Raw genomic sequence first — 12057 nt, 5'->3', positions numbered from 1 at the left:
CGGCGCCTTAACCGGCGGTGGCGTCGGAGGCGGGCGGCGCGCTTGCCGGTGCGGACTGCGGCGCGGTGTCGACCGCCTTTGGCTGCATCTTCACCAGATTTTGCTTCACCGTCATGCCTGGCTGCAACGTCGTAATCCCTTCGATAACGACATGCTCGGTCGGCGCGAGACCGTTCTTGACGACCCGCAACCCCTGGACCTGCGGTCCGGTTTCGACCGGGCGAGGAATAACCTTGCCGTCCTTGCCCACCACATAGACCAGCTTGCGCGTCTGATCGGTGATGATCGCCTCATCGGGCACCAGCATCGCATGATAATGGCCCGACCCCAGCAAGCGCGCGCGACCGAACAAGCCCGGCGTCAAGAAACCGTCAGGATTGGCGATCACCGCATGGGCGCGGATCGTGCCCGAATTGGGATCGACGGCATTGTCGACAAATTCCATCCGGCCATGCCAGCGATAGCCTTTTTCGTCCGCCAACTGCACTTCGACCGGATTGGGCGTGCTGCGCGAAGAACCCCGCTCGCCCGCTTTGTCCTGGCGCAGATATTTCAGGTAGAAGCTTTCCGCCCCCTCGAACGAAAACCAGATCGGATCGGTCGACACCACCCGCGTCAGCACGGTGGTCGCCTCGGTCGCGTAATTGCCCTTGCTCACGCGCCGGTCCGAGACCACGCCGGTAATCGGCGAGCGAACGGTGGTAAAAGCAAGGTTAAGCTCCGCCGTGGCGGCATTCGCCCGACCCGCACCCAAATCGGCTTGCGCGGTGCGCACCGCGGCAAGCTTGGTTTCATACTCTTCCTTGCTGATCGCTTCGGCGGCCAGCAGCTTGTCGGCGCGCGCCAGTTCGGATTGTGCGTTGGTCAGCGCAGCCTGTGCCTTGGCAACCTGCGCGCGCGCCTGGGCAAGCGCCGCCTGATAGGGGCGCGGATCGATCGTAAACAGCGCTTCGCCCGCGCGCACGCGCTGGCCGTTGGCAAAGAAGATCCGATCGATCGTGCCCGAGACGCGCGGACGCAGCTCGACATCCTGGATCGCCTCGAAGCGGCCAACATATTCGTCCCAGTCGACCACCTCCCGCTGCAACGGCAGGGCGACGGTTACCTGGGGTGTCGGCGGCGGTGGCGGCGCACTAGCGGTACAAGCTGCAAGCACCAGAACGGCGGCTGTGGACAGGATCGAGCGCATTTGCACCGGAAGCATCATCATCGGCGTCTTGATCCCCTTGAACGTCACGGCGTGAAGGCATCCTCGCCTTGCGATCCGCTTCTTGCGGCGGATCTTCAAATCTACCGCCGGAGGTGAGACTGCGGATGCTGCATTGCAAGAGCACATCCGTAATTCCCCGGATGGAAATTTATAAACTATTGATAATAAGCGATATAATTTGATCTTGAGGAGAAGCTCTCGACGGCGGGGCCATCGCGTGACAAGGAACCGGGATGACCGCAGCCCCTCGCCCAACCCTCGCCTCGATCTGGCGCCCGGCGACCGATTTCGCGCGCACCTTCATCAATTTTGCAGGGGCCCGTGGCTTGGCCGCAGCGGGCCTGGTCGCGGCGGGAGCCTTGCTGGATGGGGCGGGATTGCTGCTGTTGATCCCGATCCTGGACTCGGTCGTCACCCACGCCAATGGTGCCTCGCGAATTGGCGCCGTGCTGGAGAGGGTCGGCCTTCATACCCCGCTCCAACGGCTTGTCGCGTTGCTCGCCGCCTTCGTGCTGCTGTCGATTGTGCGGGCGTTGACCCAATATGCGCGCGACCGGGCGCTCGCGCGTTTGCAGATGCACTTTACCGAACATCAACGCAACGCCGTGATGCGCGCGCTCGCCGCAGCGCCGTGGAGCCGCATCGTCAGCCTGCGCCACGCGCGGATCACCAACTTGATCACCACCGAAGTGGGGCGCGTGGCCTCGGGCGCACATTTCCTGATCCAGGGCTCGGTTGCCGCCGCAATGCTGGTCGTGCAGGCGTGCCTCGCCGTTACGCTGTCGCCCGCGCTCGCACTGGCGACCACCGCGTTGGTGCTGCTCGGCGGCGGCATCGTGTTTCTGGCGCAAGGCAAAATCCGGGACATCGGAGCCGGAATGGTGGCCGGCAATGCCGCCCTGATGGGCAGCGCGTCCGATTTCCTAAGCGGACTCAAAGCCGCCGCCGCGCAGAACACGCAGAATGCCTTTATCGCCGAGTTTGAAACGATCCAGGCGCAGGCGCGCAAAATCGGGCTCGGGTTCCAAATGCGCCAGGCTTCCAGTCGACGCGTCTTTGCGATTGGATCGGGCTTTGCCGCCGCCGCCGTCGTGCTGATCGGTTTCGTCACTGCCGTTCCGCCAACAGTGCTCATCACCTTGGTGCTGATCTTTGCCCGGATGAGCGGCCCCGCCATCCTGATCCAGCAATCGGCGCAGAACTTCTTTTTTATGTTGCCAAGCTTCGAGGCGATGCAGCGGTTTCAGGCGGATATGCTGGCCGAGCACGTCGCCACACCGGCCCCGCAACTCCCGCCGCCCGGCCCACTCGAAGCCCGCGACGTCGTATATCGTCATCCGGGCGGCGGCGGCGTTTCCCATGCCAGCGCGGTGATCGCACCCGGCAGCTTCGTCGGGATTGCGGGCCCCTCGGGCGCAGGCAAAACAACGCTGGTCGATTTGCTGCTTGGCCTCACCGAGCCGCACAGCGGGACGATTTCGGTCGGCGGGCAGGTGCTCGATGCCGCAGCGCGCGCGGGCTGGCGCGAAACCGTCGCTTATGTGCCGCAAGAGGGCTTCCTGTTCCACGACACCGTTCGCCGCAATCTTGCCTGGGGCAATCGCGGCCCCGATGAGGCGGCAATGTGGGCTGCGCTGGCTTTTGTCGGTGCCGATGCGCTGGTCCGGCGGATGCCAGCGGGCCTTGATACGATCGTCGGGGAACGCGGTGCACTCCTGTCGGGTGGTGAGCGGCAACGGCTCGCGCTCGCGCGCGCACTGCTCCGCCAAGCCCGGCTCCTGGTCCTCGACGAAGCAATGAACGCGATCGACGCGGGCAGCGAAACCCTGTTACTGGAACGATTGGCAAAGCTCGAACCCCGCCCGACAATCCTGATGATTTCGCACCGCGCCGAAAGCATGGCCGCGTGCGACCAGGTGATACGGGTTGAAAACGGCGTGGTGAGCTAAACGCACACGCGTCTTTCTCGTTTTCCGCGCAGAAGCGATTGTTGTTGTCGGCAATGCCCGATACCCTGACGGCCATGACCTTTCTCCGCCCCGCCCACGCCCTGTTCGCCGCCACTGCCCTTTTGGCCGTCGCGGCCGCGCCGGTGCCGGGCGAGCAGACACGCTGGCGAGAGGAAGCCGAGCGCGCCGTCATCACCCGCGACACGTGGGGCATCGCCCATGTCATCGGGCAGAGCGACGCCGATGCCGTGTTCGGCGCGACCTATGCGCAAGCGGAGGACGATTTCAGCCGCATCGAAGCCAATTACCTGACCGCACTCGGACGCACTGCCGAGGCAGAGGGCGAAGGCGCGATCTGGGCCGATCTGCGCCAGCGGCTCTATGTCGATCCGGTCGATCTGCAGGCGCAATACCGCGCCAGCCCCGATTGGCTACAACGGTTGATGACCGCCTGGGCCGATGGGCTGAACTATTATCTGGCAACCCATCCGCAAGTGCATCCCAAGGTGCTGACGCACTTCGAACCGTGGATGGCGCTGTCCTTCACCGAAGGCAGCATCGGCGGCGATATCGAACGCATCTCGCTGGCGGAGCTCGCCGCTTTCTATGGCGGAGCGAAGATCGCCGTCGCCGCGGAAGACGTCGGCCCGGTGCCGCGCGAGCCGCGTGGATCGAACGGCATCGCCATTGCCCCCAAAAACACCGTGGATGGCCACGCGCTGCTGCTGATAAACCCGCACACCAGCTTCTATTTCCGATCCGAATTGCAAATGACCAGCGGTGAAGGGCTGAACGCTTATGGCGCCTCCACCTGGGGGCAGTTCTTCATCTATCAGGGTTTCAACGAACAAGCCGGGTGGATGCACACGTCGTCCGGCGTCGACAATATCGATGAATTTGCCGAACAAACCGCGCTGACGCGCTCGGGGCGTTTCTATGTTTATGGCAAGGATGTCCGCCCCTATCGCACCAAGCAGGTCACCCTCGCCTATCGCCTGCCGGATGGTACGCTCGCGTCGCGCAGCTTTACCACCTACGCCTCGCACCACGGCCCGATCGTTGCCGAACGCGGCGGCAAGTGGATTGCCGAGGCGTTGATGTGGAAGCCGGTGCCCGCGCTCGAGCAAAGCTGGCTGCGCACCAAGGCGCACGATCTCGCGAGCTACATGCAGGTCGCCGAGCGCCAGGCCAATTCGTCCAACGACACGCTGTTCGCCGATGCCAAGGGCGAAATCGCCTATCTCCACCCGCAATTCGTGCCCGTGCGCGACGATCGCTTCGATTATACCCACGCCGTCGATGGGGCTGACCCGGCGACCGACTGGAACGGCCTGCACACGGTCGCATCACTGCCCAATGCGATCAATCCGGGCACCGGCTGGGTGCGCAACACCAACGATTGGCCGTGGAGCGCCGCCGGGCCCGACAGCCCCAAGGCCAAGAACTATCCGCGCTATATGGACCAATTCGGCCCGAACCAGCGCGGGGTCCATGCCGACCTGCTACTGACCGGGCATCGCGACTTTACGCCGCAGCGGCTGATTGCGGCAGCCTATGACAGCTATCTTCCGGCCTTTGCCGAGCTGATTCCGCCGCTCGTAAAGGCTTATGATGCCCTGCCGACCAGCGACCCGCGCCGCGCCAAACTCGCCGAGCCGATCGCCACGCTGAAGGCATGGGATTATCGCTGGGGTGCGGACTCGGTGGCGACCACGCTCGGCGTGCTCTGGGGTGGCCAGATGTGGCGCGACGCCGGCAGTTTCATCCAGTCCGAACAAATCAACGTGCCCGCCGCAATCGCCACGCATGTTTCGGCCGACCGTAAACTCGCCGCACTTGGCGAGGCAGTGGACCAGTTGAACCGCGACTTTGGCGATTGGCGCGTCGGTTGGGGCAAGATCAATCGCTTCCAGCGGATCGACGATGCCATTGCCCCCAATTTCGACGATACCAAGCCCAGCATCCCGGTGCCCTTCACCTCCGCGCAATGGGGCAGCCTCGCTTCGTTTGGCGCCAAGCCCTATTCCAATACCCGGAAGCTCTATGGATCAAGCGGCAACAGTTTTGTCGCGGTGGTCGAATTCGGTCCGAAGCTGCGTGCCTGGGCGGTGACGGCAGGCGGCGAGAGTGGCGACCCCATTTCTCCGCACTTCAACGATCAGGCCACGCGCTATGCGAAGGGTGCGTTGCGCCCGGTCTATTTCTACCCCGACGATCTGGCGAACCATGTCGAGCAACGCTATCGTCCGGGCAACGTCCCCCTTCCCACGAGGACCCAATGACGCTTGCAACACTGACCTGCAACGATTTCGCGGCACATCTTGGCGGTGTATTCCGGATCGAGGGAGACGATCAGACGTTCCTGCCGGTGACGCTGGTGGAAGCAAGCCCCTTGAAATATCCGGGCGAGCAGCGCGAACCCTTCACGCTGGTGTTCCGCAGTGCGAGCGAGCAGGTTTTACCGCAGCATCTTTACGCGATCGATCATGACGTAATCGGGCGGCTGGAGATTTTCCTGGTGCCGCTCCGGCGCGTGGAAGCAGGCGTCGAATACGCCGCGACCTTCAATTAGGATCACGGGCTGAGCGGCAAGGGCGCTCGAGCCACATCAAAACCGAACCGGCCGCCAGCATCCGCGCCTATGTGGATGCCGACGGCCAAACATTTCGATCACGCCAACGTCAATTGCGCGAGGGGAAAATGCCCTGAAGCGCAATGCAGAAATTCAGCGAGCTGCGTGGCTGATTATTGGCGTGGGGCTGGCTGCCTCCGGTAATCCCGATCGCGCGCGGCGAAAACGGAACCGGCGGTGACAGAGTTGCCTGATAGGTATTGCTCACCGGGTTGATTGAGAAATTGGCGAGCGCCGTTGGCGTACCCACCAGTTGTGAAGCGGCGTCGCCGGGCAGCGCCCCTTGCAATGGGTGCGTGTGCGCCGGAATTTCGGTCTGCAGCAGCGTGACCGAGTCCTCGCCAAAACTCTCCCCGATCACCCGTGGCGTCAGCCCAGGGCCGTCCCCCCATTGCATCGGCGCGCGACCTCGGAGATCGGGTAGTGCAAAGGTGCTGGTACCATTCCCCCCAAAGGTCGTGCCAAGGATAGAGAAAAGGGCCGTATTGTGCTGAATCGCGACCAAGCTTCCGTCGCAAAATGCCCAACCGTAGGGTGGGTAATTAAAACCGAAAATGCGAATTTCACCGACAAATGGCTCTGACATGGTCCGTTTCCCGAATATTAGTTGCGGCTGGGGAAAACCCCCGCCAACGCGATGATGAAAGAAACGCACAGCGACGGCATGATGTTGTCGTGCGGCTGATTTCCGCCTGCGGGCCCGATGGAAGCCGGATTCATCGCCACAGTATGCGGCTGCGGCGCGACATTGCTCGGTACTGCGTAAAACACCTGCGGTGAAGCGAGTGCAGCGGGTACCGCATTGATCGTCGGCCCGGGAAGGTTGCCCGTTACAGCCGTCACATTCGCGGCATGACTATGCGTCGGCAATTGATTCTGCATCAGCGTGACCGTTTCGGTGCCAGCGGATTCCCCGATGACGCGCGGTGTCAGACCGGGGCCGCTGCCTTCACCAACCGGAATGCGGCCCCGCAAATCAGGTAAACCAAACGTGTTTTGTCCATCGCCGCCATAGGTTGTACCGATCAGCGCGAACAGCGTATCATATTCCGAAATACTGAGTAATTGTCCGTTGCAAAATGCCCAGTTGCGCGGAGGAAAATTTCCACCGAACATCCGAATTTCGCCAATAAATGGGTCAGACATAAAGTCCTCTCTTTTAAAAATCGTATCGGTTGCCCCTTAATTGCGGGACGGAAAAACACCGCTCAGTGAGATGCAACAATTCAACACGAGATAGGGCTGCATATTGGGATGCGGTTGATTACTGCCGGTGCCAACAATCGTCGATGGGGCGATCGCCAGAAGCGGATTGCTGTCCGCTGCGTAAAAATCGACCGTGGACGACGTGTCATTCGCAAAGGCATGACCAACCGGCCCGGGGAACGCTCCTGCAGCCGACGTACCGATCAGTATATGATTATGCGCCGGAAGCGATGAAATCGAAAGCGAAACCTGCTCCGTCCCGTCCTTCAAACCCTGCGGCTCTTGCGCGGAGCGATCGATCGGTGCGCGCCCCCGGAGATCGGGCAACGCGAACGTATTGATACCGTCGCCCCCATAAGTGGTCCCCAATAACGTAAACAACGCCTGATTCTGCCGGATCCCGAGCAGACGACCATCACAAAAAGCCCAATTTTTTGGAGCAAACCCCCATGAAAACAAACGAATTTCGCCTAAATAGGGCATCGTCATCTAGGATTCTCCTTTAAGAGAGGAGGTTGTCGCAAAATGAAGGAAAGCATTATCCCGATCGGCACGCATTGCGGACCGTGATGGAATTTTGACTGCCCCCACTCAATCAAAGCATCACGGCAGCATGACGGATTTATGCTGCGTCGCACAATACATATGCAACATTTCAACGCTACGATATAAATCGCGCTGCATCAACCGCACATCGCCGATCAATCTTCACCCTTGATTTTAATAGCTAATTATATTTCTTGCCAAGAAAATTGCGACGTTGATATATGCAATATCGAATACGAATCATAACGATTAAGCGCTATATCTTTGCATAGGAACATGAATATGGACAATCGAAACGAGATAAAAACGACCAAAGATGTTCGTGTAAAAACAATTTGGGTTACCCCGGCAGTTTTCGTAGCAAATCTTGATGAAACGCAAAATAATAGCGTATTTGCATCAGTAGATCATGTCGCCAGTACTGTTCCAGTTGGGAATCACAGTTAATAAATTTATTACTATTGCTTACGTTAACTGCGATTTTTCAATTCGAATCGATCAATGTGATAGGCAAAGATAAGTTGGCGGATTGCGCGATAAAGCGATTCGCGGGCGGGGAGTTTCTCCTCTAAATCTGGCAAGGACTGAAAAATTTCCAACGCGTGATCGAGAACGATCCGATCGGTAACCGGGCGTCCTTTAAGACGTAGCGTTGCAGAAATCAGTTCATCTCGACCAAGCTTTGCCATAGCCATGACATAGGGCATGTGACTATCTTGCCGATCCCCCCGATGCTGAAACTCTGGGGGATAAATATCTTGCAACGCGATACGCGCGAGCTTCCGCAGCTTCCCGTCTTCGAGCTGAAAATGTAGCGGAATGGCACAGGCTAATTCCGCGACTCGCTTGTCGTGAAATGGCTTGGTCAGCTCCATACCACGAGCGCCAGCGACCGATCCGAGATATTGGCCCGGTTCGTTCTGCATTAGCCTGAGGACTTCCAGGTGGTAATCGCGTGCAGTCGGCAAAGCGCGCCGCAAACGCGACCGATGCCGGCGAGTAATATCTCCCTCACGCTCGAAGCGCGCACGTAGCATCGGCGTAAGCGCAACGTGACCAGGAACGGGCATGAAGCCACGTCGCGCCAAATCCCACAGGGCGACCCATCGCGCGGGCAATAGCGGTTTCACCACTTCGTTCCACAGGACGCTTGGCCAGGACAAGCCCGTCCGTCGGCGATGTGCGCGAAGCTCACGCACGACAAACCGGAAGCGCCCGGCGCGCGCCGCACTGGCAATGGCGCCCCCCACACGCGGGTTGATCGTGTAGTCGCCGCCATGCCCGTCCAGGACCTGTCGCACGCCCCGCGCAGCCAGCCGGTCGAGCAGGGCAGACTCGCTGCAGAGCGAAAGGCCCAAGATACCGCTCTCCTCAAAGGCCTGATTCGCGCCGTCGAGCAAACCCATCCCACTGCCGTCGACATAGTGAACCTCGAGATGGGGCATATGGCGAAGACATTGTTCAATTGCCGGGCGCGCATCGCCATTTTCACCATAGCGTTCAGTCGGCATTACCGAGGCTGCCGCCACTATCTTGCGACCGGCGCCACGCAACACTGCACCCGCCAACCCGGCCACCGCCGCGCTGTCAAAGCCACCGCTGAACAGCAGCCCTGGTGCACGATCCAGGCGGCGCAGGCGACATTCGACCGCCTCCTGCAACACCCGGCGATAAGCCGCTTGGTAATAAGCCAAATCCTGCCCGAGATCGGCCGGATTGGCGCGGGGCTCCCAATAGCGCCGCTCGCGCGTACGGCCATCGCGTTCGACCGATACGATCGTTCCGCCAAGCAGCGCACGAATGCCGGTGAAGGCCGTGACACTCGGCGCCTCGCGCACGGTCTTGGTGGCGAGCTTGGCCAGCCATGTCGGATCGAGCGCGCGTGGCACTTCGGAAAGCGTCCACAACGCTCTTGGCTCGGTCGCAAAGGCGAAGAAGCCATCGCCATGATGAAAATAAAGCTGTCGCTGCCCCATATGGTCGCGCGCCAGCATCAGTCGCTGCGCGCGGGCATCCCAGATGGCGAAGGCAAAATCGCCGATCAACCGCTCGGGGCATTGCTCCCCCCAGGCGCGATAGGCGTGCAGCAGCAGCGCGCTATCGGGCATCTCCACCAAAGCCTCGTCATGAATGTCCAGCGCCGCCGCCAGTTCCTCGCGATTGTCGAGCCGCAAGTCCGCGACCAGTATCAGTCCGCTATCGCGATCATAAAGCGGCTGTTGGTCGAACGCATCTTCACGCACGACGCGCATCAGCCCGTGGCCAAGACCAACACCATCGATAGCGAGCACCGCACGGCCATCGGGTGTACGCCCGGCCATCGCCCGCCCCATACGCGCCACATCCGCATCCGCGACGGTGGCGCCGTCGAACCGCATCAGACCGAAAATGGCGCTCATCGCGAGCGGTCGCCTTTCACTGGGCGACGTCGATAGCGCGATAGCCCTGCAGCGTCGCAAGGAACGCGTCGACTTCGGCGCGGCATGTTTCGGGCGTTACGTCGAATTCGTCGAGCAAGGCCGCAAAGAGCGATTCGAGCGTCTGCGGCGTATCCAATAAATTCCAGATCCGCGCGCCGACCTGATTGAGGCCGATATATTTGCCTTCGGACGCGCTCATCATCACGATTTCATCGCCAACCTTGGCGGAGATCCAGTCATTCTGCCTACTGATCATTTTGCTGTGCTTCCTTTGCCGTCATCGGTGCATAGCCGAACCTTTGCATCATCACGAGATGGTCCTGTTCGATCCGTCGACATTGTGCGTCGGTCAGCTCGTCGCGCCAGCCGCCAACGACGCCACGACGGAAGAAGCGTCGCCCCGCCTTGGCTTCACGAAACCCGACATCCGCCTCCTGGCGTTGTATTTCCTCCATTGCGGAGAAGCGGATCGCGCGCTCGATCGCCGCGTCCTCGACCCGCCAGCCCGCAAAACCAAGCGCTGCCCGGATCGTGGCGAGCGCGTCATTATGCAAATCCTCATACCGCGCGAGATGGACCGGGATGTCCGTCTGATCGAGCCAACTCGCCGCAAAGCCGCTCCACCCGAGCAACCGCTGGCGGAAATAATATCGCCCGGGTTCATTGGACGCGTTACCGAAACAAATGGCGGGATCGCTCATCACCGTGATCGCGTCGTCGATGCTGCATGACGCATGATTGGCAAGCGACGGGGCCACGTCTCGCGGATCGCGTACAAACAACAACGCGCCCGCAGCAGCAGCAGCCGCCCCCATCACCGGTTGGCCATCGCGCGTCATCGTGTACGCATCGTGCGATTTTACGAACCGTACCGGATACGACGCTTCCGGGTCGAAGGGGTCGGTGTACCTGTCGGTTGCGAGGTAGCGATAGACTGCCGGGCGCAGATCGTCGATCTCGTCATCGCTCAACAGGCCAGATTCGATCAGGGCGTGGTTGTCGAACACCGTGCGGGAACTGGCGATCGTCTCGGCGCTATCGATGGCGTTGATCTGGGCGGGCGTGGCCCGTGTGGAACCAAGATTGGCAAGCAACAGGCGAAACCACGTATTGCCCGATTTGGGGTAGGAGGTAAGCCAGATTGTCGGCCTCACCCGTGCTGCCCCGCATGTTCCGGCTGACTTCGCAACCCGATGTCCCCCCAATGTGCCTCAAGCCCATCGATCGTCTCCGCCATCGCAGCAAAGCGCATCGGTCGCTTGAGAAGGAAAATTCCGCCCGTATCGGCAAGCGCGGCACCAACGCGGAAATAGGCCGGTCGCTGGTCCATCCGCCGCACCAGTTGCGGGCGATACGCGTTGGCGATCAGCAACAGCAATCCATCGACGGGATTGGGCCGGGTTATTCCGGCGGGGTGCGGCGGGAGCGCCTCTTCGAGGATGTAGACCGCCCCGACCGGCATCGCAGCGGTGCTGGCATCCCCGGGCGTTACGTAGAATTTTTCGAGCCGACCGCGCATCGCGGCCCCTTTGCGGCTTTCCAAATCAAGTGCTGCGATCGATGGTGCCCATAGCTTGAGCAAGCGTCCATCGGGATGAACGATCGGAACGCCTTCGCCGTCGAGCGTGATCGCCGCCTGATCATCGGTAACCAGGCGATACCCCCGCTCGCCGAGCGCTGCTGCCAGCGTCGATTTGCCCGCTCCCGACGCGCCGCAGAACAATATGGCCCTGCCGTTCACCACCACCGCGCTGGCGTGCAGCACGATATGATTGCGCTGGTGCAGCAGGATTCCGAACACGTTCCCGGCCAGGAAAAGGGCAACATCCTGCTCGTCCGCCTCTGCCGCCACCGCAAAACCGATGCTGCGTCCCTCTTCAAGCAAGAAGCGACCGACCGTCGGAATATCGAGCAGGAATTGCTGCGCGTTACGCTGCCAGGTCGGTCCGGCTGTGATGACGTTCCCCAACGTGTCCGGAACATCGATCGGCTGGATCGAAACATCCGGATTCGGCACCGCGGCCAATGGAATGAGCCCCGGCAACGGGATCTCGCTGCGGACCGCGAGGCCCGACACCCGATAAAAATGCACCC

At 61.0% G+C, this 12057-nt stretch carries 11 protein-coding genes; 3 read left to right on the top strand and 8 right to left on the bottom strand.

The annotated features are described in order from the left end of the window. Positions 1 to 7 precede the first annotated feature (7 nt). Positions 8 to 1189 (bottom strand): efflux RND transporter periplasmic adaptor subunit, encoded by a 1182-nt coding sequence (locus tag WC704_RS11595; RefSeq protein ID WP_372890223.1) that lies wholly within the window; start codon positions 1187 to 1189, stop codon positions 8 to 10. A gap of 254 nt (positions 1190 to 1443) precedes the next feature. Here WC704_RS11595 and WC704_RS11590 point away from each other — a divergent pair, with 254 nt between their 5' ends. From WC704_RS11590 to WC704_RS11580, 3 genes are all read left to right on the top strand, one after another. Beyond that, entirely contained in the window at positions 1444 to 3159 is a 1716-nt protein-coding gene (locus tag WC704_RS11590) for an ATP-binding cassette domain-containing protein (protein WP_372890075.1), read from the top strand. Positions 3160 to 3233: 74 nt separating this feature from the next. Then, positions 3234 to 5441: a penicillin acylase family protein gene (locus WC704_RS11585; RefSeq protein ID WP_372890074.1), complete on the top strand. Its 2208-nt coding sequence runs from the start codon at positions 3234 to 3236 to the stop codon at positions 5439 to 5441. Next, a complete protein-coding gene (locus WC704_RS11580; protein ID WP_372890073.1) occupies positions 5438 to 5731 on the top strand; it encodes a hypothetical protein in 294 nt (97 codons plus the stop codon). Before WC704_RS11585 ends, WC704_RS11580 begins: the two co-directional genes overlap by 4 nt. Before the next feature lie 109 nt (positions 5732 to 5840). Here the strand turns inward: WC704_RS11580 and WC704_RS11575 are convergent, their stop codons facing one another. The 7 genes from WC704_RS11575 to WC704_RS11545 all read right to left on the bottom strand — a co-directional run bounded on the left by WC704_RS11575 (position 5841) and on the right by WC704_RS11545 (position 12055). Next, on the bottom strand, positions 5841 to 6377 hold the full coding sequence (locus tag WC704_RS11575; protein WP_372890072.1) for a phage tail protein: 537 nt from the start codon (positions 6375 to 6377) through the stop codon (positions 5841 to 5843). Positions 6378 to 6394: 17 nt separating this feature from the next. Continuing rightward, on the bottom strand, positions 6395 to 6937 hold the full coding sequence (locus WC704_RS11570; RefSeq protein ID WP_372890071.1) for a phage tail protein: 543 nt from the start codon (positions 6935 to 6937) through the stop codon (positions 6395 to 6397). A 36-nt stretch (positions 6938 to 6973) separates the two neighbouring features. Continuing rightward, positions 6974 to 7486: a phage tail protein gene (locus WC704_RS11565; protein WP_372890070.1), complete on the bottom strand. Its 513-nt coding sequence runs from the start codon at positions 7484 to 7486 to the stop codon at positions 6974 to 6976. 527 nt (positions 7487 to 8013) lie between these two features. Then, positions 8014 to 9942 (bottom strand): asparagine synthase-related protein, encoded by a 1929-nt coding sequence (locus WC704_RS11560; protein WP_372890069.1) that lies wholly within the window; start codon positions 9940 to 9942, stop codon positions 8014 to 8016. 16 nt (positions 9943 to 9958) lie between these two features. Beyond that, positions 9959 to 10219: a PqqD family protein gene (locus WC704_RS11555; protein ID WP_372890068.1), complete on the bottom strand. Its 261-nt coding sequence runs from the start codon at positions 10217 to 10219 to the stop codon at positions 9959 to 9961. Continuing rightward, positions 10209 to 11117: a sulfotransferase domain-containing protein gene (locus WC704_RS11550; protein WP_372890067.1), complete on the bottom strand. Its 909-nt coding sequence runs from the start codon at positions 11115 to 11117 to the stop codon at positions 10209 to 10211. Before WC704_RS11550 ends, WC704_RS11555 begins: the two co-directional genes overlap by 11 nt. Next, entirely contained in the window at positions 11114 to 12055 is a 942-nt protein-coding gene (locus WC704_RS11545) for an HPr kinase/phosphorylase (protein WP_372890066.1), read from the bottom strand. The genes WC704_RS11550 and WC704_RS11545 overlap by 4 nt, the downstream gene beginning before the upstream one ends. Between the last annotated feature and the right edge of the window lie 2 nt (positions 12056 to 12057).

The sequence above is a fragment of the Sphingomonas sp. genome, assembly GCF_041661885.1.
Lineage (GTDB): Bacteria > Pseudomonadota > Alphaproteobacteria > Sphingomonadales > Sphingomonadaceae > Sphingomonas.
Note: the sequence above shows the minus strand (reverse complement) of the source record. Positions and strands in the feature narration are given on the sequence as shown.